This window comes from Pseudomonas sp. Ant30-3 (assembly GCF_000690905.1).
GTDB lineage: Bacteria > Pseudomonadota > Gammaproteobacteria > Pseudomonadales > Pseudomonadaceae > Aquipseudomonas.
On the sequence record NZ_JMCL01000030.1, the window covers coordinates 200,789 to 222,810 of the forward strand.

At 59.1% G+C, this 22,022-nt stretch carries 19 protein-coding genes, 1 pseudogene and 1 riboswitch; of the genes and pseudogenes, 6 read left to right on the top strand and 14 right to left on the bottom strand.

Going from position 1 to position 22,022, the window contains the following annotated elements; translation table 11 throughout:
* Window positions 1-127 precede the first annotated feature (127 nt).
* Together DU29_RS0108515 and DU29_RS0108520 are read left to right on the top strand one after the other, a co-directional pair.
* Window positions 128-361, top strand: a complete 234-nt coding sequence (locus tag DU29_RS0108515; RefSeq protein ID WP_028621356.1) for a hypothetical protein — start codon at window positions 128-130, stop codon at window positions 359-361.
* Between the two features lie 107 nt (window positions 362-468).
* Complete coding sequence (locus DU29_RS0108520; protein ID WP_028621357.1) at window positions 469-711, top strand: hypothetical protein; 243 nt, start codon at window positions 469-471, stop codon at window positions 709-711.
* A 165-nt stretch (window positions 712-876) separates the two neighbouring features.
* Here the strand turns inward: DU29_RS0108520 and DU29_RS0108525 are convergent, their stop codons facing one another.
* The 6 genes and pseudogenes from DU29_RS0108525 to DU29_RS0108550 all read right to left on the bottom strand — a co-directional run bounded on the left by DU29_RS0108525 (window position 877) and on the right by DU29_RS0108550 (window position 6,816).
* A complete protein-coding gene (locus DU29_RS0108525) occupies window positions 877-1,986 on the bottom strand; it encodes an SMP-30/gluconolactonase/LRE family protein (RefSeq protein WP_028621358.1) in 1,110 nt (369 codons plus the stop codon).
* Window positions 1,983-2,477: pseudogene (locus tag DU29_RS01000000129700) on the bottom strand (SRPBCC family protein); the annotation flags it as partial. The gene DU29_RS0108525 and the pseudogene DU29_RS01000000129700, both read right to left, overlap by 4 nt.
* Window positions 2,478-2,579: 102 nt before the next feature.
* A complete protein-coding gene (locus DU29_RS0108535; RefSeq protein WP_028621359.1) occupies window positions 2,580-3,443 on the bottom strand; it encodes a LysR family transcriptional regulator in 864 nt (287 codons plus the stop codon).
* A gap of 134 nt (window positions 3,444-3,577) precedes the next feature.
* Window positions 3,578-5,425, bottom strand: a complete 1,848-nt coding sequence (locus DU29_RS0108540; RefSeq protein ID WP_161781283.1) for an amidohydrolase — start codon at window positions 5,423-5,425, stop codon at window positions 3,578-3,580.
* Between the two features lie 300 nt (window positions 5,426-5,725).
* Complete coding sequence (locus DU29_RS0108545; protein ID WP_028621361.1) at window positions 5,726-6,040, bottom strand: SCP2 sterol-binding domain-containing protein; 315 nt, start codon at window positions 6,038-6,040, stop codon at window positions 5,726-5,728.
* A 65-nt stretch (window positions 6,041-6,105) separates the two neighbouring features.
* Window positions 6,106-6,816: a histidine phosphatase family protein gene (locus DU29_RS0108550; RefSeq protein WP_028621362.1), complete on the bottom strand. Its 711-nt coding sequence runs from the start codon at window positions 6,814-6,816 to the stop codon at window positions 6,106-6,108.
* Window positions 6,817-7,018: 202 nt separating this feature from the next.
* Here DU29_RS0108550 and sohB point away from each other — a divergent pair, with 202 nt between their 5' ends.
* Window positions 7,019-8,047 carry a protease SohB gene (gene sohB / locus DU29_RS0108555; protein ID WP_028621363.1) on the top strand — a complete coding sequence of 343 codons (1,029 nt, stop codon included), beginning with the start codon at window positions 7,019-7,021 and terminating at the stop codon, window positions 8,045-8,047.
* Window positions 8,048-8,115: 68 nt separating this feature from the next.
* On the opposite strand, the gene DU29_RS0108560 is transcribed toward sohB, so the two are convergent.
* From DU29_RS0108560 to metH, 4 genes are all read right to left on the bottom strand, one after another.
* Window positions 8,116-8,610, bottom strand: a complete 495-nt coding sequence (locus DU29_RS0108560; RefSeq protein ID WP_028621364.1) for a DUF934 domain-containing protein — start codon at window positions 8,608-8,610, stop codon at window positions 8,116-8,118.
* Entirely contained in the window at window positions 8,594-10,252 is a 1,659-nt protein-coding gene (locus DU29_RS0108565) for a nitrite/sulfite reductase (protein ID WP_028621365.1), read from the bottom strand. Before DU29_RS0108565 ends, DU29_RS0108560 begins: the two co-directional genes overlap by 17 nt.
* A 459-nt stretch (window positions 10,253-10,711) precedes the next feature.
* A complete protein-coding gene (locus tag DU29_RS0108575) occupies window positions 10,712-10,930 on the bottom strand; it encodes a DUF2970 domain-containing protein (RefSeq protein WP_028621366.1) in 219 nt (72 codons plus the stop codon).
* Between the two features lie 67 nt (window positions 10,931-10,997).
* Window positions 10,998-14,708 (bottom strand): methionine synthase, encoded by a 3,711-nt coding sequence (metH, locus tag DU29_RS0108580; protein ID WP_028621367.1) that lies wholly within the window; start codon window positions 14,706-14,708, stop codon window positions 10,998-11,000.
* A 155-nt stretch (window positions 14,709-14,863) separates the two neighbouring features.
* Here metH and DU29_RS0108585 point away from each other — a divergent pair, with 155 nt between their 5' ends.
* From DU29_RS0108585 to nfuA, 3 genes are all read left to right on the top strand, one after another.
* Entirely contained in the window at window positions 14,864-17,158 is a 2,295-nt protein-coding gene (locus DU29_RS0108585) for a fatty acid cis/trans isomerase (RefSeq protein ID WP_028621368.1), read from the top strand.
* Window positions 17,159-17,332: 174 nt separating this feature from the next.
* On the top strand, window positions 17,333-18,367 hold the full coding sequence (locus DU29_RS0108590) for an acyltransferase family protein (RefSeq protein WP_028621369.1): 1,035 nt from the start codon (window positions 17,333-17,335) through the stop codon (window positions 18,365-18,367).
* Between the two features lie 57 nt (window positions 18,368-18,424).
* Window positions 18,425-19,009, top strand: a complete 585-nt coding sequence (gene nfuA / locus DU29_RS0108595) for a Fe-S biogenesis protein NfuA (RefSeq protein WP_028621370.1) — start codon at window positions 18,425-18,427, stop codon at window positions 19,007-19,009.
* A gap of 322 nt (window positions 19,010-19,331) precedes the next feature.
* Here the strand turns inward: nfuA and cobM are convergent, their stop codons facing one another.
* The 4 genes from cobM to DU29_RS0108615 all read right to left on the bottom strand — a co-directional run bounded on the left by cobM (window position 19,332) and on the right by DU29_RS0108615 (window position 21,481).
* Window positions 19,332-20,078 carry a precorrin-4 C(11)-methyltransferase gene (gene cobM, locus DU29_RS0108600; protein ID WP_028621371.1) on the bottom strand — a complete coding sequence of 249 codons (747 nt, stop codon included), beginning with the start codon at window positions 20,076-20,078 and terminating at the stop codon, window positions 19,332-19,334.
* An 82-nt stretch (window positions 20,079-20,160) separates the two neighbouring features.
* On the bottom strand, window positions 20,161-20,574 hold the full coding sequence (locus DU29_RS0108605) for a cobalamin biosynthesis protein (RefSeq protein ID WP_028621372.1): 414 nt from the start codon (window positions 20,572-20,574) through the stop codon (window positions 20,161-20,163).
* Window positions 20,571-21,275 carry a CbtA family protein gene (locus DU29_RS0108610; protein WP_028621373.1) on the bottom strand — a complete coding sequence of 235 codons (705 nt, stop codon included), beginning with the start codon at window positions 21,273-21,275 and terminating at the stop codon, window positions 20,571-20,573. The genes DU29_RS0108605 and DU29_RS0108610 overlap by 4 nt, the downstream gene beginning before the upstream one ends.
* A gap of 11 nt (window positions 21,276-21,286) precedes the next feature.
* On the bottom strand, window positions 21,287-21,481 hold the full coding sequence (locus tag DU29_RS0108615) for a CbtB domain-containing protein (RefSeq protein ID WP_028621374.1): 195 nt from the start codon (window positions 21,479-21,481) through the stop codon (window positions 21,287-21,289).
* Between the two features lie 118 nt (window positions 21,482-21,599).
* Window positions 21,600-21,826: riboswitch (cobalamin riboswitch) on the bottom strand.
* Window positions 21,827-22,022: the final 196 nt, after the last annotated feature.

Below are 22,022 nucleotides of genomic sequence, written 5' to 3' on the forward strand. Positions count from 1 at the left end.
CCGGAGTACGACGAACGGCACCGCTGGTCTGATTGGCAGTCGACGAACCCGACCATGGAGACCATTCTGAGGATTGGTGAGCGCAATTGGTCGCGTTCGCTACCGATCAACCAAACGGAGGTGTTCCATGCCGGTGACCCACGATCTTTATCAGGATTTGCAACTGTCAAAGGAAGAGATCCAGCAAAAACGCACCAAGGATCCGTTACTGGATTCATTGATCAATAAATATTCGCTGGCCGACGCGGAGGTGGTGAAAGCTGAGGAGGCGAAATCCAACGATGATGCGGTGAGGAAGCTCAAGGAAGCGCGATTGCTGGTCAAGGACAAGATCATCAAACAACTCCAAGCATCATCCTGACGCTGAATTCATCACCGACGACCGGTGCGCAAATTATTTGAACAGCGTTAAATCCCGGCACCTCGAATGATCAGAATCCGAATCAACGGATGCCTGCGAGGTGCCACATGTCTGAACCCAAATTCCCCAGTGAAGAGCAGGGCGCATTCGACCCGATTCCTACCCATCCGGAACCGTTGAGCCCTGGACGCACCACGGTTAATCCCGAGGATGAGCCAGGCATCGATGAGCTGCCGAATAATGAAGGCGCGATACCGATGGACCAGGATGACGGCACGGACATCGATCGCGACCGAATTCGTGAAGAAACAAACAACGCCGATAGGGACGACGTGATCAACCCTCGCTGAACCCGATCCCTGCAGCTGGCGCAGCCTGCGTTCGGCTGCGCAGCAGTGGTCAATCAAGCGACGCGGTCGTAACGTGAACTCCATTGATAGAATTTACGAGTACGGCGTCCGATCGCGGTACGGCCGGACGCAGGCTGCGCCAGCTGCTACAAGGGGTCAGGTCATTCAGTTCAGCGCATTCAAAGGTTTTTGCAGCGCCGTACTCAGCGGCAATCTCGCCATGTGTGAAGCTTTCAGCGAGCCGAAATACAGCCAGTCGCCATACTCGCGTACCGTGGTGATCGGCGAGTAATTACCGTCGCTGGCGTCCTGCAAGTTGGCGATCACCTTGCCCTCAAGGTCCAGTCCCAGAACAAATGCACGTTTCTCCACCGGCGTCGGTAACACGGTCAGCGCTCGCACGATGATCTTGCGCAGCACCGGGTGCTGCGCCGTGGCGTCGAGCAGGGCACTACGCGGTGAGTACAGCGCCACCCAGAAACGGTCTTTGCCGTTGTATGAGAGGTTGTCCGGCAACCCCGGCAGATTATCGATGAACACATCGCGGGTGCCGGCCTGCGGGCCGGTCAGCCAGTAACGGCTGATGCGATAGGCGCCGGTTTCGTTGACCAGCACAAAAGCCTCGTCGGGACCCAGCGCGACTCCGTTGGCAAACTCCAGTTTATCCAGCAGCAGCTCGGTCTTGCCGGTCTGGAAGTCATAGCGCAGCAAACGACCATCGCCGCCGTGCTCAATGATGGCCTCGCCGTCATGGCCATAACCAAAGCGGCTGGACGCATCGCTGAAGTATGCAAAGTGCCCGGAGTCGTCGATCACCACATCGTCGGTGAAGCCGAACGGCACACCATTTGCTTCGGTGCTCAAGGCAACCACCTGACCCTGCGAGTCCAGCGACAGCAAACCCTTGATGCCGTCGGCGATCACCAGCAAACCGCTGGGATGGCGCGCCAGGCCCAGCGGCCTTCCACCGGTATCGGCCAACACGCTGGTGGTGTTGCCGTCGAGACTGGTGCGCAATATGCGGCCGTCATGCAGGCCGGTAATCAGCACGTTTTCCTCCAGCAGCAAGGCCTCTGGGCCGTCGATGCTGTCGGCGCCCACAGATTCGATATTTTTTAAATGCTCATTGTCAGCATAGAGGCCGCTGGTCAGCGAGGGCGCCGGCGCCGGTGACCAGGCCACCGGTTGCACTTTGGTCGGCATCAACAGCAAAAAGGCGCCACCCGCCACCAGGATAGCCAGCACGCCGTGACGAAACCGGAAAGACCGGCTCACGTCAGGGCTCCTTTCGCTGCCAGGTAACGGTGTGACATCACCCGCAACGCCTCCATCGACGCAGCCGATTCGTGATCGATGCGACGCTTGAGCAACAGTAGATTGGCAATACGCAGCGCCAGACCGCTGAACTGATAGTCCAGCGTGCGAGTGAACCGGGTGCCTTCGCCCTCGGCCGCACATTCGTAGATCAGCTTCAAAGACAACCCGTTGTCGCCCTCGGCGCGCGCGCACCAGCGCAGGCCAGGCAGGTACTCATCAACCCTCCAGCGCAAATGCCCGTCGCGGCCACCGGCGCGGATGTCTTCCTCGAACCGCGCGCCGGCATGCAGGGCGCCAGCCGGACCGTCAATGTTGAGAGACGAGGGGTGCCACTCAGGCCAGCGAGTTACGGTGCTGGCATAGGCGAGCACGTCAACCGGGTTGCCGGCAATGTCGATCTGATGCTGCATGCGGGTCATGGGCGTTCTCGTCGGGTGCAGATGGGTCGGCCACGATCCGTGGTGTCGCCGTGCCAGCAGAGTAGCTGATCGCGCGTGTCCATGCGGGTTTACCTGGGTGTCACAAACGCCATGATCCGGTGCAAATCGAAATCAGGTGAGCGGGTTCCAGCGCTGCGACCAGTCATCGTCGGATTTGATCACTTCGCGCAGCAGGTCAAACGCTCGCTGCAGGGTGGCCGAGTCACGATCGCGGGAGTAGACGAGATAGGTCGGGTAACTGAATTCCGGAGCTTTAGGTACCGGCTCCAGCACGCCGCTTTCAAGGTAACTCTGGACCACTCGCGTACGAAAATAGCCGCTGCCGCCGTTCTCCAGAATGTACTGCAGGGCCAGCGGGCCGAGGTTGAAACTCAGCGCGGCCTTGGCTTTTTCCGGCAGTGCGGCATCGTGCTGACGACGAAAGTCCGGGCCCCAATCGATGTATACGTAGGGCTCGGGATTCCCCGCAAGACGCACCAGGATCAGCTTTTCTTCCAATACCTGCTCGACTTGCAGGCGCGGCCAGTATTCCGGTTGATAAACCAGTGCTGCATCAAGCACGCCCAGTTCCAGCTGGCGCAGCAGGTTTTCGCCATCACGAATTTCCATGCGCAGGGCATGCCCGGGAATTTTCTCGCGTAACTCGCCGGCCCAGCTGAGCATCAGTGGATTGCACAAACTCACCTCGCCACCGATGTGCAGCACATCGTGGTATCCCTCTGGCAAAGGCAAGTCCCGGCGCGCCGCCTCCCAGGTTTCCACCAATTGATTGGCGTACACCACAAACGCTTCACCGTTGGGCGTCAGGCGTGCACCGGCACGGTTGCGCACAAACAGTGTGCTGCCGAGCTGGCTCTCGAGTTTTTGCACCCGCGCCGTGATCGCAGTCTGGGTGACATGGAGTTTTTCGGCAGCGGCAGCGAGGCTGCCGTGGCGAACGATTTCGAGAAAAGTGCGGGCGAGGTCGATGTCCATGGGGCAGCCGGTGCGAGAGGTGCGCCATTGTAATCGCATACGTACCTTGTAGCAGCTGGCGCAGCCTGCGTCAGGCTCGGCCTTGGCCAGGCCGCGATCGGACGCAGGCTGCGCCAGCTGCTACAAAAGCCCGATCAAAAGGCGAAACAGGAACAGCCGAATGCGCCCCAGAACGCGCGGAAATCACTCACCGGTGCGGACGACAATCGCGCCCGTTCATGGTTGTGCGCGTGTACCGCACAGGCGCCGACGCATTGATGCACTTGCGCGGTCAGCGGCGTCAGATTTTTCCAGTGCCCCGGCACCTTGGTCACAGGCGACCATTCAGGTACGACGGGAATGGCTGGCGGTCCGAGCTTCTCGAATTCGGCGGTGCCATAGACGATCTTGCCATCGACGATTGTCAGTACGGATTCGATCCATTTCACTGCCTCGTCTTCAATGTGGAAATAATCGGCGGACAGCGCAATCAAGTCCGCCAGTTGACCGACCTTGATCTGGCCTTTCTTGCCTTGCTCTGACGAGAACCAGGCGCTGCCATGGGTGAACAACTCCAGCGCCGTATCGCGGCTCAACCCTTGCGGGTACAACTCAAGACCGCCGACCGTGCGGCCGCTGACCAGCCAGTACAGCGATGTCCACGGGTTGTAGCTGGACACCCGCGTGGCGTCAGTGCCGGCGCCGACGGGCACACCTTCGGCGAGCATGCGCGCAATCGGCGGCGTGTGTTCGGCGGCCTTGGCGCCATAACGGTCGACGAAATATTCACCCTGGAAAGCCATCCGGTCCTGGATCGCAATACCGCCGCCCAAGGCTTTCACCCGTTCGATATTTTGCGGTGTGATGGTTTCGGCATGGTCAAAAAACCACGGCAAGCCGTTGAACGGAATGTCGCGATTGACCTTCTCGAACACATCGAGCATGCGGCTGATGGATTCGTTGTAGGTCGCGTGCAACCGAAACGGCCAGCGTTGCTCAACGAGGTGGCGCACCACCGGCTCCAGATCCTGTTCCATGGTGGCCGGCAGGTCGGGCCGGGGTTCGAGGAAATCTTCGAAATCCGCAGCCGAAAACACCAGCATTTCCCCGGCGCCGTTGTGCCGCAGAAAATCGTCACCCTGGCCGTACTGCGAGGTGCTGGTCCAGTTCTTGAAATCGGTCAGTTCTTCTTTGGGCTTTTGCGTGAACAGGTTGTAGGCGATGCGCACCGTGAGCTGCTGATCGCGGGCCAATTGCTGGATGACCTGATAATCGTCCGGATAATTCTGGTAGCCGCCGCCAGCATCAATGGCGCTGGTGACGCCGAGGCGATTGAGTTCGCGCATGAACTGGCGAGTTGAATTGACCTGGTATTCCAGCGGCAGTTTCGGCCCCTTGGCCAGGGTCGAATACAGAATCATCGCGTTGGGCCGGGCGATCAGCATGCCGGTCGGGTCGCCATTGGCGTCGCGCTGAATCTCGCCGCCCGGCGGGTTCGGCGTGTCGCGGGTATAACCCACGACTTTCAGCGCCGCGCGGTTGAGCAGGGCACGGTCATAGAGGTGCAGCACAAAAACCGGTGTATCCGGCGCGGCTTTATTCAGTTCGTCCAGCGTCGGCAGACGTTTCTCGGCAAACTGGAATTCGTTCCAGCCACCGACCACCCGCACCCATTGCGGCGTGGGCGTGCGATCGGCCTGATCCTTGAGCAGGCGCAACGCGTCGACCAGTGACGGCACGCCTTCCCAGCGCAGTTCGAGGTTATAGTTCAGGCCCCCTCGGATCAGGTGCAAGTGCGAGTCATTGAGGCCGGGAATCACCGTGCGGCCATGCAGATCGATGATTTGTGTGCCGGGCCCCTGCAGCGCCATGGCCTGAGCGTCGCTGCCGACCATGACAAAACGTCCGTCCTTGATCGCCACCGCACTGGCCTGGGGTTTCTTGCGGTCAACAGTGTGCAGGCGGCCGTTGTAGAGAATGAGGTCGGCGGGGGCATCGGGCATGGTTTTACTCCCTGCGAACAGTGGGCTGATCCAGGCACCGACGGCGCCTGCCGAGAGGCCTTGCAGTACACGGCGGCGGTTGAATCCATCGTGATCGTCAGGTGCGCTCATGGCAATGCACTCCGTTCAGTCGTTCCAAAATAAGGGATGGAATGCCGATGACTGACGCCTGCGGCCAAAGGAAATATAGTCGGCAAAATCGCAAAGGGCCTTTTTCGCAACCTCGAAACGACGAATCCCGCCTCAAGGGGCGGGATTCGTTTGCAGCCAGACGTGCGCCCTGGAAAGGGCGCGACGTGCTTACGCCGGGAACAGCTCGGACAATTTCATGGCCAACATCATGTCGCCTTCAGCGCGCAATTTGCCGCCCATGAACGCTTGCATGCCATCGGTCTCGCCGCTGACGATGCCTTGCAGGGTTTCGCCGTCCATCACCAGGGTGACCTGTGCGTCCGGGTTTTCGCCTTCTTGCAGCTCGCAGGTGCTGTCCTTGACGATCAGCGAGAAGTTTTTGGTTTCGTCGATGCGGAAACCGAAGACCAGGTCCAGACCGGCAGCGGCCGCTGGGTTGAACTTGGCTTTCATTGCTTGTACAGCGTCAGCTACGGAGGTCATGGTTCGATCCTTTTGTTTGGGAATTACAGCTGGGTGATTACAGCCAGGGTCACAATAGTCCGGCCTCAGCGAAACGTGATGAGGTCCGGGGCCTTCAGCAGTTGCAGGTGCGCGTAACTGTTGAAGGAAGCCAGGGACACCTCACGACCACGAAATTTCAGTTGGTTGAGCGAGGTGTTGACGATTTGCCAGTTCAATTCAAAAGCCTGTCTGGCAGGCATTTGCGTGATGAGGTGGAGCAGGGCAGTGATGGTACCGCCGGACGTGAACACCGCGATTTTCTGCGTACTGTCGGCCTGCTCGAGGATACGATGAAGGCCACCCTGAACCCGCTCGACAAACCCCAGCCAGCTTTCCAGGCCAGGCGTGTCATACGTACCGGCGAGCCAGCGTTCGATGATCAAGGCGAAGATACGCTGGAACTCGGCGCGGTTCTGCGCGGCATTGCGCAAGATGTCGAGGGCTTCGGGTTCATCGTCCAGCATGGCCGGCAGCAGCGCGCGGATCACCGCGTCGGCGTCGAATTCGTTGAAGGCGGGATCGGTTTCCAGGGTCGGCACCGCAATGCCGACGGCAGCGTATTGTTCCAGTGCGCTGTTGGCCGTGTGTTGCTGGCGGCGCAGGTCGCCGGCAAGGCAGCGGTCGAACCTGATGCCGAGGCCCGCGAGGTGCTGGCCAAGGATTTCTGCCTGGCGGATACCGGTCGGCGACAGAACGTCATAGTCGTCTGCACCAAAGGAGGCCTGGCCATGTCGAATCAGATAGATGCTGCCCACGTCCGCGTCATCCCGGTACGTTGAAGGTTTGGCGAGGTTATGAGGATGGCGGTGAGCTGTCAATTAAAAAACATACGCTTGTTTGAAATGCCTGTTACAGCTCTGTTGCCAGAGGTTTCCCAGCTGGTCGCCAACGCGGCGCATGGGTATGCTGGCGTCATCCCGCGCAGTTTGTGTTGCGCATTGTAGTGAAGGAGTCCCTGTGGAGTTTTTGTCCGAGTACGCCATCTTCCTGGCGAAGACGGTGACATTGGTGATTGCGATTCTGGTAGTCCTGGCCAGTTTTGCCGCGTTGCGCAGCAAAGGCCGGCGCAAATCCAGTGGCCAGTTGCAGGTCAGCAAGCTCAATGATTTCTACAAAGGTTTGCGCGAGCGCCTGGAGCAGACCTTGCTCGACAAGGATCAGTTGAAGGCGCTGCGCAAATCCGAAGTCAAATCCGAGAAGAAACACAAGAAGAAGCCCGACGCCAAGGCCAAGGCGCGGGTATTCGTGCTGGATTTCGACGGCGACATCAAGGCCTCGGCGACTGAAAGCCTGCGTCACGAAATCACCGCACTGCTGACCCTTGCCACTTCCAAGGACGAAGTGGTGCTGCGTCTGGAAAGCGGCGGCGGCATGGTCCACAGCTATGGCCTGGCCTCGTCGCAACTGGCGCGCATCCGTGACGCCGGCGTCCCGTTGACCGTGTGCATCGACAAGGTCGCGGCCAGCGGCGGCTACATGATGGCGTGCATCGGCGAGAAGATCATCAGTGCCCCGTTCGCGATTCTTGGCTCGATCGGCGTGGTCGCGCAGCTGCCCAACGTCAATCGACTGCTGAAGAAGCACGACATCGATTTCGAAGTGCTGACCGCCGGCGAGTACAAGCGCACGTTGACCGTGTTCGGCGAAAACACCGAGAAGGGGCGCGAGAAGTTTCAGGAAGACCTTGACGTCACTCACGAACTGTTCAAGAACTTCGTCGCACGTTATCGCCCGCAACTGGCGATCGATGAAGTGGCCACCGGCGAAATCTGGCTCGGCATTGCTGCGTTGAACCGCCAGTTGGTGGACGAACTCAAGACCAGCGACGAATACCTCGCCGAACGGGCGAAGACAGCCGAGCTCTTCCACTTACACTATGCCGAACGCAAAAGCTTGCAAGAGCGCATCGGCATGGCGGCCAGTGGTTCGGTTGATCGCGTGCTATTGACCTGGTGGAGCCGCTTGACCCAGCAACGCTTCTGGTAAGCCTGGCAAGCTGATACAAAAAAGCCCTGAGCCGGATGTCCGGTTCAGGGCTTTTTCATGGGCAGCGATTAACGGCGACGGAACAGTGGCAACGGTTCGTCCGTGGCAGCCTGATAAGTCACCGAGAAGTCCTTGAGGCCTTCGAGCGCCTCGTACGGATCTTTGTCTGGACGAATGGCAAACGCATCGAAGCCGCATCGACGCAGATAGAACAACTGATCACGCAGCACATCGCCGATGGCCCGTAGCTCGCCCGTAAAACCGTAACGGTCGCGCAGCAGCCGAGCATTGGAGTAGTTGCGACCGTCGGTGAATGCCGGAAAATTCAGGGCAATAACCTTGAACTCATTGACCTCGTCACCGATTTCTTCCGCTTCTTCGTCAGCGTCCAGCCATACACCCAGGCCGCCATCACGGGCCTTGAGCATGCGGCTGTGTTCGCGCCACAGCTGCAGCGGAACGATGTAATCGTCGCAGTTGGTGATTTCGTCGATGTTGAAATCTTTCGGCAGCAGGTGCCAGGTTTCGTCGACGACTTCGTTGTTCTTAATGATTCGCTGCATAGACGCGCTCCTTGAAGAGGTCGATGCCAATACGCTGATAAGTGTCGATGAAGCGCTCGTCTTCGGTACGTTGTTCGACGTACACGTTGATCAGCTTCTCGATCACGTCAGGCATGGCTTCCTGGGCGAAGGACGGGCCGAGGATCTTGCCCAGGCTTGCATCACGGCTGGCACTGCCGCCGAGGGACACCTGGTAGAACTCTTCGCCTTTTTTGTCGACACCGAGAATACCGATGTGGCCGACGTGGTGATGACCGCAGGCGTTCATGCAACCGGAGATGTTCAGGTCCAGCTCGCCAATGTCGAACAGGTAGTCCAGATTGTCGAAACGGCGCTGGATGGATTCGGCGATCGGGATCGATTTGGCGTTGGCCAGCGAGCAGAAATCGCCACCCGGGCAGCAGATGATATCGGTCAGCAAGCCGATGTTTGGCGTGGCAAAACCTTGCTCGCGCAACTCGCCCCACATGGCGAACAACTGGCTCTGCTCGACGTCGGCCAGGATGATGTTCTGTTCGTGGGAGGTGCGCAGTTGGCCGAACGAGTAACGGTCGGCCAGGTCGGCCACGGCGTCGAGTTGCTTGTCGGTGATGTCACCTGGGGCAACCCCGGTCGGCTTCAGCGACAGGGTTACGGCCACATAACCCGGCTTCTTGTGCGCGAGAGTGTTGCGGCTGCGCCAGCGGGCAAAACCCGGATGCTGCTGATCGAGCTCGGCGAGCTGTGCGTCCTGGCTGTCCAGCGCCTTGTAGTCCGGGTCGACGAAGTGCTTGGCAACGCGCTGCACTTCGGCTTCGGTCAATGTGGTCTGGCCACCGCCCAGGTGTTCCATTTCCGCGTCGACTTTCTGTGCGAACACTTCAGGCGTGAGGGCTTTGACCAGAATCTTGATCCGCGCCTTGTACTTGTTGTCGCGACGGCCATAACGGTTGTAAACACGCAGGATGGCGTCGAGGTAGCTCAACAGGTCTTGCCACGGCAGGAATTCATTGATGAATGCGCCCACCACCGGGGTACGGCCCAGACCGCCACCCACCAACACACGGAAACCCAGTTCGCCAGCGGTGTTGTGCACCGGCTCGAGACCGATGTCATGAACTTCGATGGCGGCACGGTCGGAGGTCGAACCGTTGATCGCAATCTTGAACTTGCGCGGCAAGTAGGCAAATTCCGGGTGGAACGTAGTCCACTGGCGGACAATCTCGCACCAGGGGCGCGGGTCGATCAGCTCGTCGGCGGCAACACCGGCGAACTGGTCGGTGGTGACGTTGCGCAGGCAGTTGCCGCTGGTCTGGATCGCGTGCATCTGCACAGTCGCCAGTTCAGCTAGGATGTCCGGAATGTCTTCCAGTGCCGGCCAGTTGAACTGCATGTTCTGCCGGGTACTGATGTGGGCGTACCCCTTGTCGTAGTCGCGGGCAACCTTGGCCATCATTCGCGTCTGTCGCGAAGTCAGTTGGCCGTAGGGCACTGCCACGCGCAACATCGGCGCGAAACGCTGGATATAAAGCCCGTTTTGCAGGCGCAGAGGGCGGAATTCTTCTTCGCTCAGCTCGCCTGCCAGATAGCGTCGGGTCTGATCACGGAACTGCTTGACGCGGTCCTCGATGATCCGCTGATCGTACTCGTCGTATACGTACATATAAGTCCTGTTCTCAGGCTTGGGCCGGTCGGATCCAGTGGCGTTTTTCGCTTGCTGAAGTTTCCGATACTGCCTCGGCAATTCTGCGCGCACGGCCGCGCACTCCCTACGGAGCCGGGGCAAGATACCAGTTTGGAGTTATGCGCAAAAGTGATGTTTGAATATATGTAAAGAACTAAAAGAGCTAACGATATTCAATGTTGCTAAACCCACATTTGTGGTGCGGGCGAACCTCGTCTTTACTGTGGTCGAGTCTTTATGCAATCACCGATAAAACCGACAAGAGGCGATGCAATGAGCAACCCTATCAAAGCGACAAAGTCTGACAGTAAGGTCGATGCCTGGGCCATATTGTTTTTGATCATTCTGGTGGTGGGCACGGCGGTATTCTGGGTCAGTCATCAATAAACGACAGCGTCCGGGCGACGGCCATGAGGTCGCCGCCGGGCTGGGTTAAATCTAAATTCCTGCCAGATGCAGAATCAGCTTCACCACGCCGAACAGTGTCAGCGCAAATATGGCCGTGAACAGCACCCCGAGCATGACAAAGTGGATTGGCTTGCCATGAGTGAAATCCCGCTCGCGATTTTTTCCGCTTTGCACCCCGAGCGCCGCCGCCAGCACGCTGTGCACCATTTGCCACAGGGTAGGCGGTTTGTGATTGGCTGGATCGTCCATACATCCCTCGTCACTGAGTGGTGAACAGCAAGCATAGACAACCGCAGCAAGGCCGGCGAATAAGGGCTTAGTTGTCGTAACCCAGGTTCGGCGCCAGCCAGCGCTCGGTGACGCTCAGCTCCTGGCTTTTGCGCGAGGTGTAACTCTGCACCTGGTCCTTGTCGATTTTGCCCACGGCGAAATATTGCGCCTGCGGGTGCGCGAAGTACCAGCCACTGACCGCCGCCGCCGGGAACATCGCGTAATGCTCGGTGAGGAACACGCCGCTGCGGCCGGCTTTCATTTCGCTCGCCTCAGGGTCGAGCAAGGCAAACAGCGTCGACTTCTCGGTGTGATCCGGGCACGCGGGGTAGCCCGGGGCAGGGCGGATGCCGGTGTATTGCTCCTTGATCAGCGCTTCGTTATCGAGCGTTTCATCCTTGGCGTAACCCCAATGTTCCTTGCGCACCTGCTGGTGCAGCCACTCGGCGCAAGCCTCGGCCAACCGGTCGGCGAGGGCCTTGACCATGATCGAGTTGTAATCGTCGCCAGCGTCCTGATAAGCCTTGGCCACTTCTTCTGCGCCGATACCGGCGGTGGTGATGAAGCCGCCAACGTAGTCAGTGATCTCACTGTCTTTTGGTGCGACGAAGTCGGCCAGGGAGAAGTTGGGTTTGCCGTCGGTCTTGATAATCTGCTGACGCAAATGGTGCAGTTTGGCCAACGGCTTACCGTCATCGCCATACACTTCAATATCGTCGTCGCGCACTTGGTTGGCCGGCCAAAAACCGAACACCGCGCGGGCGCTGATCAGCTTCTCGTCGATCAGTTTAGCGAGCATTTCCTGGGCATCGGCGTACAGCGCAGTGGCGGCTTCACCGACCACTTCGTCCTGCAGGATGCGCGGGAATTTGCCGGCCAGGTCCCAAGATATGAAGAACGGCGTCCAGTCGATGTATTCAGCAAGGACCTTCAGGTCGATGTTGTCGAGCACTTTCGAGCCGGTAAACGTTGGTTTGACCGGCGCGTAAGTGCTCCAGTCGAACTGCGGTTTCTTGGCGATCGCCACCGGGTAGCTCAGACGCTCGGTGCGGGCGCTGCGGTTGGCGGTGCGTTCGCGTACGTCGATGTAGTCCAGACGGGTTTTCTCGACGAAACCGGCCTTCAATTCTTTCGACAGCAACTGCGTCGCCACGCCCACGGCACGGGAAGCATCGGTGACATAAATCACTGCGTCGTTGCTGTACTTCGGTTCGATCTTCACCGCCGTGTGCGCTTTGGAGGTGGTCGCGCCACCGATCATCAACGGCAGATGGAAATCCTGACGCTGCATCTCGCGCGCCACGTGGACCATTTCATCCAGCGACGGTGTGATCAGCCCGGACAGGCCGATGATGTCGCACTTCTGCTCCTTGGCCACCTGGAGGATTTTCTCCGCCGGCACCATCACGCCAAGGTCGACGATGTCGTAGCCGTTGCAACCCAGGACCACGCCAACAATGTTCTTGCCGATGTCGTGCACGTCGCCTTTCACCGTGGCCATGAGGATCTTGCCCTTGGCTTCCGGCTTGTCACCTTTTTCCAGCTCGATGAACGGGATCAAATGCGCCACAGCCTGCTTCATCACACGGGCGGATTTGACTACTTGCGGCAGGAACATTTTACCGGCGCCGAACAGGTCGCCAACGATGTTCATGCCGGACATCAGCGGGCCTTCGATCACTTCGATCGGGCGAGCGAACGACTGACGCGATTCTTCGGTGTCTTCGACGATGTGCGTGGTGATGCCTTTGACCAACGCATGCTCAAGGCGCTTGTTGACTTCCCAGTTGCGCCACTCTTCGGTCTCGGCTTCCTTGACGCTGCCATCGCCTTTGTACTTGTCGGCGATGGCGAGGAGGGCGTCGGTGCCGTTTGGGGTGCGATTGAGCACAACGTCTTCAACGGCATCGCGCAGTTCCGCCGGGATCTGGTCGTAGATCTCCAGCTGACCGGCGTTGACGATGCCCATGGTCAGGCCGTTGCGGATCGCGTACAGCAGGAATACCGAGTGAATCGCCTCGCGCACCGGGTTGTTGCCACGGAACGAGAACGATACGTTGGACACGCCACCGGAGGTCAGCGCATACGGCAATTCATCGCGGATGTAGGCACACGCGTTGATGAAGTCCACGGCGTAATTGTTGTGTTCTTCGATGCCGGTGGCCACGGCGAAGATGTTCGGGTCGAAGATGATGTCTTCCGGCGGGAAGCCGACTTCGTTGACCAGAATGTCGTAGGAGCGTTTGCAGATTTCTTTCTTGCGCGCCTCAGTATCGGCCTGGCCGGCTTCGTCGAACGCCATCACCACCACGGCGGCGCCGTAACGCTTGCACAATTTGGCGTGATGGATGAACTGTTCGACACCTTCTTTCATGCTGATCGAGTTGACGATCCCCTTGCCCTGAATGCACTTGAGACCGGCTTCGATCACTTCCCATTTCGAGGAGTCGATCATGATCGGCACGCGGGAGATGTCTGGCTCACCGGCGATCAGATTGAGGAAGGTCACCATGGCCTTCTTCGAATCGAGCATCCCTTCGTCCATGTTGATGTCGATGATCTGCGCGCCGGCTTCGACCTGCTGCAGCGCGACTTCGAGGGCTTCGGTGTAATTGTCTTCGCGGATCAGGCGGGCGAATTTCGCCGAACCGGTAATGTTGGTGCGCTCGCCGACGTTAACGAACAACGAGCTGCGATCGATGGTGAACGGCTCCAGACCGGAGAGGCGGCAGGCCTTGGGGATGTCCGGGATTTCCCGCGGCGCATAACCGGCCACGGCTTTGGCAATGGCTTCGATGTGGCCCGGCGTGGTGCCGCAGCAACCGCCGACGATATTGAGGAAGCCGCTTTGGGCGAATTCTTCGATGACCTTGGCGGTTTCCGACGGCAGTTCGTCGTACTCGCCGAATTCGTTCGGCAGGCCCGCGTTAGGGTGCGCGGAAACGTGGGTGCTGGCCTTGTTCGACAGCTCTTCCAGGTATGGGCGCAGCTCGCTGGCGCCGAGGGCGCAGTTCAATCCGACCGAAATCGGTTTGGCGTGAGCCACGGAGTTCCAGAAGGCTTCGGTGGTCTGGCCCGACAAGGTCCGGCCGGAGGCATCGGTGATGGTCCCGGAAATCATGATGGGCAATTCGATACCGAGTTCTTCGAACACGCCCTGCACGGCGAAGATCGCCGCTTTGGCGTTCAAGGTGTCGAAAATGGTTTCGATCAGAATCAGGTCGGCGCCGCCTTCGATCAGGCCTTTGGTGGCCTCGGTGTAGTTCTCCACCAGCTCATCGAAAGTGACGTTGCGATAACCGGGGTTGTTGACGTCCGGCGACAGCGAGCAAGTGCGACTGGTCGGCCCGATGACGCCGGCAACGAAGCGCGGTTTGTGCGGGGTTTCCAGGGTCTTGGCGTCGGCCACCTTGCGCGCCAGGCGTGCGCCTTCTACGTTTAATTCGTACGCGAGGCCTTGCATGCCGTAATCAGCCAGCGAAACCTGGGTCGCATTGAAAGTGTTGGTTTCGAGAATGTCGGCGCCGGCATCCAGGTAGGCTTTTTCAATCGCACCAATCACGTCCGGGCGGGTCAGCACTAACAAGTCGTTGTTGCCCTTGACGTCGCTTGGCCAGTCGGCGAAGCGTTTGCCACGGTAATCCTGCTCTTCAAGCTTGTAGCTCTGGATCATCGTGCCCATGCCGCCGTCGAGAATCAGGATGCGCTCTTTGAGGGCGTGCTTGAGAGCTTGAAGGCGAACACTGCGATCGGACATTGGGACTACTCGGAAAGACCATGACGAAGGGGCGGGATAATAACAAACCTGTGCGGTTTTAGAGCATGTCAGGTTTTTGCATGAATATCGCTCATGTTGGCAGGTGCGCCGGGTCGGTAGAATTGCCGGGTTTTTACCTCATCAGGACCAGGGATATGGCATCGCGCTTCATCAGCATTTTAGTGCTGTTTATTAGCTGGAGCGCCGTAGCGCAGGATTCGGCCACGTCCCCCGTCATTTCCTACAGCCGTGACATCCAGCCGATCTTCACGGAAAAGTGCGTGGCTTGCCATGCCTGCTACGACTCTGCCTGTCAGTTGAATCTGGGCAGCGGCGAAGGGGCGGCGCGCGGTGCAACGAAAACGCCTGTGTACGACGGCGAGCGCCGTAGCGCCGCAGCCCCGAGCCGGCTGTTTTACGACGCCTTCGGCGAACGTGCGTGGCAGCAGAAAGGCTTTTACTCGGTGCTCGATGCTCAGGGCAGTCAGGCTGCCTTGATGGCGCGCATGCTGGAGCTGGGCCATAAAACGCCACTGCAACCCAACGCCAAGCTCCCGGAAGGGATGATTCTGGGTTTGAACCGCAACAACATGTGCGCCATGCCCGTCGAGTTTGACGGTTACGCCAGTGCACATCCGCGCGAAGGCATGCCGCTGGCGGTGACCGGTTTGACGGATCAGCAGTACCAGACGCTGCAACGCTGGCTGGCGTCCGGCGCGCCGATCGATGAGCAAGGCCTGGTGCCGTCCGCCCGTGAGGCGTTGCAAGTGCTGCAGTGGGAGAACCTGCTGAATGCCCCGGGCGCCCGGCAAAGTCTGGTCGGCCGTTGGTTGTTCGAGCACTGGTTTCTCGCCCATCACTATTTTCAGGACGGTGAGCCCGGGCATTATTTTCAATGGGTGCGATCACGCACGCCGACCGGCCAGCCGATCGATCTGATTAGCACACGCCGCCCGAATGACGATCCGGGAACGAAGATCTACTACCGCTTGTGGCCGGTGCAAGGCGTGATCGTGCAGAAAACTCACATCACCTATCCGCTGAGTGCGGCGAAGATGGCGCGGGTCAAAAGTCTTTTTTACAGCGGCAACTGGCAGGTCAACGCATTGCCCGGTTACGGACCGCAAACCCGGGCCAATCCGTTCAGCACCTTCGAAGCGATCCCGGCCGGCGCGCGTTACCAGTTCATGCTCGATAACGCCGAGTATTTCGTGCGCACGTTCATTCGCGGGCCGGTGTGTCGTGGCGAAATCGCTACCGATGTAATTCGCGATCATTTCTGGGCGCTGTTCCAGGCGCCGGAACATGACCTGTACATCACCGATCCAAATTATCGCGGTCAGGCCACGCCTTTACTGGCGATGCCGGGGCAGAACGATGACGTCGGCAGCGTCCTCAGTCTGTGGCACGACTACCGCGACAAGCGGAATGAGTACGAAGCGTTGCGCCGCGACAGTTACGCCGATCTGCCGGCACCGAGCTGGTCGACATTGTGGGCCGGTAACGACAACGCGCTGCTGTCGATCTTCCGCCATTACGACAGCGCTTCGGTAACCAAAGGCCTGATCGGCGATGTACCGACAACCCTGTGGCTGTTCGACTATCCATTGCTTGAGCGCACTTATTATCAGTTGGCGGTCAACTTCGATGTGTTCGGTAATGTCTCCCATCAGGCGCAGACGCGTTTGTACTTCGACCTGATCCGCAACGGCGCCGAGCAGAACTTCCTGCGGCTGATGCCCGCTGACTCACGCGAGGATTATCTGGACGAGTGGTACCAGAACGGTGGCAGGGTGAAGATGTGGCTGGACTATGAAGCGATCGACGACGATAAGCCGACCGGTTTAAAGCTCGACGAAAAAGACCCGAAGCGCGATTTCGCCGCGCAGTTGCTCAATCGATACGGCGATCTCAACGCCAAGCCTGACCCGATCAACCGCTGCAGCGGCGCCTATTGCTCGCGGCCCGCTATCGATCCGCCGCTGCAGAGTGCCGAGCAGGCGCTGAGTCGCCTGACCTCGCGCCCGGCGGCGGGCCTGAAAGTGATTGATCATTTGCCGGAAGCAACGCTGTTGCGCATCGAAACGCAAAGCGGCCAGCGCGAGGTGTACAGTCTGTTGCGCAATCGGGCGCACAGCAACGTGGCGTTTCTGCTGGGTGAGTCTTTGCGCTACCAGCCGGGGCTGGACACCGTGACGATTTTCCCCGGTGTGCTCACCAGCTATCCGAACTTCATGTTCAACATTCCCGCCGAGCAAGTGCCGGCGTTCGTCGACGCGATGGAAAACGCCAAGGACGCCAGTGGCTTCGAGAAAATTGTCGACCGTTGGGGCGTTCGTCGCAGTCATCCGCAGTTCTGGTTTTACTTCCACGACATGAGCCGTTACCTGCACGAAACCGATCCGGTGGAAGAGGGCGTGCTGGACATGAATCGCTACGAGAATCTTTGAATCGACCTTTGACGGTGTCTGGGTGTCCCACTCTCATGGATACCCCGATCTTCTGTAGGAGCCGGCTTGCTGGCGATGGTGGGTCAGCCACGCGGCGTTGATTGACACGCATCGCCAGCAAGCCGGCTCCTACAGAATGGGGGTTGCTTGAGTTTTGTGGACGGGAACACAACCATGTTGATTTCAGTACAGGCATTGCGCGCGCTCGCAGCCTGGACGGTGGTTTGCCACCATTTCATGCAGATTTTTTTCGACTTCAAGGCTCGCGGCCCGATTGGTCAGCTGTTTATCGACAAGGGCGCGGTGGGCGTGGACATCTTCTTCGTCATCAGCGGTTTAGTGATTTTTCTCTCGACCGAAGGAAAGTCACTGCCGCCCGGACGTTTTCTGCTGTACCGCTTGTTTCGCATCGTGCCGGCGTATTGGTTGTACACGGCGCTGATGGCTTTGCTGGTAGTTTTCGCGCAACCGATGGTGCCGGATCAGACGATTGACTGGTCGCATTTCCTGCAGTCGCTGTTGTTCATTCCTACCGCAAACCCAGGCGGCTACGGGATTTATCCGACACTCAATGTCGGCTGGACCCTCAACTACGAAATCCTTTTCTACGTGCTGTTTGCCTGGGCATTGCTGTTCCGCCTGCAGCTGCGGCTGCTGATTGTGGCGGCTTTGCTGTTTGCCGTTTGCCAGGCGTGGACCGGCTACGGCTGGATCAGCCAGTTCTATCGCTCGGACATCGTTTACGAATTCCTGCTGGGCATCGCTATCGGCATGATTTACCGGCGCGGCTGGATCAAACCCGGTTTATGGCTGCCCCTGCTGGGCGTGGCTGGCGCACTGCTGGCGATTTACCACCTGCCGCCACAGCCACGATTCGTCACGTGGGGAATGCCGAGCGCGGTGCTGGTGATGGCCTGTATGTCGCTCGAACGTTTTTTCGAGCACAGTCGATTGTTCAAGCTGCTGGGTGATTGTTCCTACTCGGTGTACCTGATGCACGTGCTGGTGCTGTCCGCCGGTGGATTCATCGCACAGCGTTACGGTGTGAATCCTTACGTGATGTTCGCCGTGTGCGTCGCGACGATTGGTCTGGGGTCGTGGGCAAGCTATATCTGGGTGGAAAAGAGCAGCTATCGGTGGCTTAAAGCCAGAATCGACGACGAATCCTCCAGGGATAGCGAGCTGGCTCTTTCCCGACAAAAATACTAGGACTTTGTCCGGCGCGATGATTGGCGTAAACTGCGCCCAAGCCTGCGAGGAGTTTCCATGACCGCTATTACTATTACTGACGCCGCCCACGATTACCTGGCTGATCTGCTCTCCAAGCAGAACACCCCGGGCATCGGCATCCGCGTTTTCATTACCCAGCCTGGCACCCAGTACGCAGAAACCTGCATTGCCTACTGCAAGCCAGGCGAAGAAAAACCTGAAGACACCGCACTGGGGCTGAAAAGCTTTACTGCTTACATCGATTCGTTCAGCGAAGCTTTCCTGGACGACGCGGTCGTCGACTACGCCACTGATCGCATGGGCGGCCAACTGACCATCAAGGCGCCGAATGCCAAAGTGCCGATGGTCAACGCCGACAGCCCGGTCAACGAGCGTATCAACTATTATCTGCAGACCGAGATCAACCCGGGGCTGGCGAGCCATGGCGGTCAGGTCAGCTTGATCGACGTGGTTGACGACGGCATCGCCGTATTGAAGTTCGGCGGCGGTTGCCAGGGCTGCGGTCAGGCCGACGTGACCCTTCGCGAAGGCATCGAGCGGACCTTGCTCGAGCGCATTCCCGAATTGAAGGGTGTGCGTGACGTGACGGACCATACGCAGAAAGAAAACGCCTACTACTAAGGTGTTCGCTGCAGAAACAAAAAAACGGCACCCGTGAGTGCCGTTTTTTATGGGTCGATTATCTGTGAGTGATGGGATTCACCTGTGGCGAGGGGCTTTGGCGAGGGGATTTATCTGTAATGAGGGGATTGTGTGGCGAGGGGATTTATCCCCGTTCGGCGGCGGAGCCGTCGCAAGACCTGCTTGCGAAGTTCGCCTGAAGAAATACGGGGGCCGCTTCGCAGCCCAACGGGGATAAATCCCCTCGCCACGGTTAGTGTCTGTTCAGGAGGACAAATCCTGTCGCCACAGAAAGCTGGCTTATCACAAAGGTGTGTTTTGCTCATGGTCTATACAGGTGAGCATGCCCGGCGCGGTACAGCGAGGACTCGCTGAACTGATCACTGCCCAATACCCGGCCCACCAGAATCAACGCTGTGCGGCGAAATCCCTTGGCTGCAACTTTCTCGGCAATATCCGCCAGCGTGCCCACCACCCAATCCTGGTCCGGCCACGTCGCCCGGTGGATCACTGCGATAGGGCAGTCAGTGCCGTAATGCGGCAGCAATTCCAGCAAAATCTTATCAAGATGATTGACCCCCAGATGGATCGCCATGGTCGCGCCATGCTGCGCAAGATTGCCCAGTTCTTCACCGGCGGGCATCGCGGTCTTGTCGGCATACCGCGTCAGAATCACGCTTTGCGAGACGTTCGGCAGCGTCAGTTCAGCCCCCAACAGCGCCGCGCACGCTGCTGTCGCGGTCACGCCGGGAATGATTTCAAACGGGATGTCGTGCTCGCGCAGGTAGCGAATCTGCTCGCCGATGGCGCCGTACAGGCTTGGGTCGCCGGAATGCACGCGCGCCACATTCTGACCCTTGGCATGCGCGCTCTTGATCAGTTCGATGATCTGTTCTAGATGCAACTCGGCGCTGTTTATCACGTGTTCCGCCTGATGGCCTTCGAGGACAGCGGCCGGGACCAGCGAGCCGGCGTAGATGATCACCGGGCAACTGCGGATCAGCCGTTGGCCCTTGACCGTGATCAATTCCGGATCGCCGGGACCTGCGCCAATGAAATAGACGGTCATCGTCGGTTCCTGTCAGAAAGAAGGCTGGGCAACGCTTCAGATGAAGTTTGCTCATGATCAAAGATGGAAGTAATCGGGGTTACTACGCTGTGGAGGCCAAAGCGAGTGTGGCTTGGGCGTATTTCTGCCGACATATCAGCAATTTCGCCGGCGCCTGGTTCAACTGCTCGGCCAGCGCCAGCGCTGCGCTTTCTGCTACGCCGTAACAGCCGGTGCGCTCGAACGCGATGTCTGAGCGGTGGCTGAGTTGCAGCTGATAACCGGCCAGTTGTTCGCTGCTGAAATACGTCAAGGGCAACGCCAGCTGTTCGGCCAGTTCTGTCAGGCCCGCTTCCTCACGCTTCAAATCGATACTGGCCAGGGCCTTGATCTGATGAAGCCCGATCTGATGCGCTTGCAGGGCCTGATCGAGCAGGGCCCGCAACGTGCTGGCCGGGCAGCCGCGCTGGCAGCCCAGGCCGATCACTAATGTCGGCGCTGCGCTGGCATCTGTCATGCGTCGTATTGACCAGCGCTTTTACGGCGGAACAACCATGCACTGATCAGGCCCAGGGCCAGCCAGAAGGCGATGTTGGTCAACTGCGAAGCGATTTTGAACTGTGATTCCAGCGCTTGCGGGGCGAGCATCGAATGTACTTCCGGCTGCGGTGCGCCGATCACGTGCGGGACGGCGAGGATTGCCACGCCCAGAACCTTCATCAACCAATGACGGCTGAACACGATCAAGGCGATGCCGACTGCGGTGGAAGCGGCCGTGCAGATCCACCAGACCTGGCGCTGGGCCAGATCGGCGGCGGCCGTGCCCGGCAACTCAGGTGGCAGGCCCAGTGTCGGCGCCAGCACGAAGGTCGCGTAACCGGCCAGACCCCAGAGCAGGCCCTGAGCGGTTTTGGTCGGCGCGCGCAGGGTGTAAAGACCGGCGAGCATCAAGGCGAAACCGACGGCCACTACGAGGTTGCCACCGGTGGTGGCCAGCACGCGCTGCCAGCCATCTTGCGGTTCCCATGCTTCGCCATCGTGGCTGTGTGCGGCCGCACCGGCAGCGTGCTCGTGAAGTTCAACGGCAGCCGGTTCGGATTTTTCGTAGGTTTCGGCCTGGGTAATCAGCGGCGAAACCCAGAAGCTTTGCAGCAGTGTCAGCAACAGGGCGGCCAGCAGCCCGGAGAAACCTGCGGTTTGCGCGATACGCTTGATCATGTCGGCAGGTCTCAATGGCACGGGAAGGCAGCGCTGTGACGGGTATCGTGCGCGGCGTTGTGGACCGCTTCAATGTGCGAGAAACCGGCGAAATACACCAGGGACACACCAAGGATCGATGCACATACGGCAGCAGTCAGGCGTTGGGTCAGGGTTGTGGTGGTGCTTTTATCGGCAGTGCTGCCGGTGCTGCTGATGGTCGACATGGCGCTTCCCTCTGGTCTGTCAGCGGGTGAATAGAGCGCATGAAATCCCTGCGGATCAGGCACGCAGAGGTTCGAACAGCGCCCGCCCACCGCGGGTTTGTCATTCAGCGAACGAAACGATCACTGTGTGTTGCGGGCCGGTCTCCGGGCTCACGAGGGGTTTGGGGTCAGCCGAAACCTGCAAGCACCACCTTCCCATGTCGATAACCCGACACAGTGGATCTGACGCTTCGCTCGCTTACCGTTGCGGGGGCAGCACCGGACTGACATGGCCTTGAGTAAAGCACATGATTCACCGGTTTCCCGTTTCACCCTGTGAAGGGCACCCGTAACAAAGCGTGTAGGAGAGCATGGGCGGGGGTTTGGCGTCAATTAGCATGGGTTCTCATCTTTGTGCCGAGGGGGCTTGCCTGTGGTAAGGAGATTTGCCTGTGGCGAGGGGGCTTGCCCCCGTTGGGTTTCGAAGCGACCCCATCATTCTTCCAGAAATACCGCGCGAGCAGGTCTGACGACGGCTTCGCCGCCGAACGGGGGCAAGCCC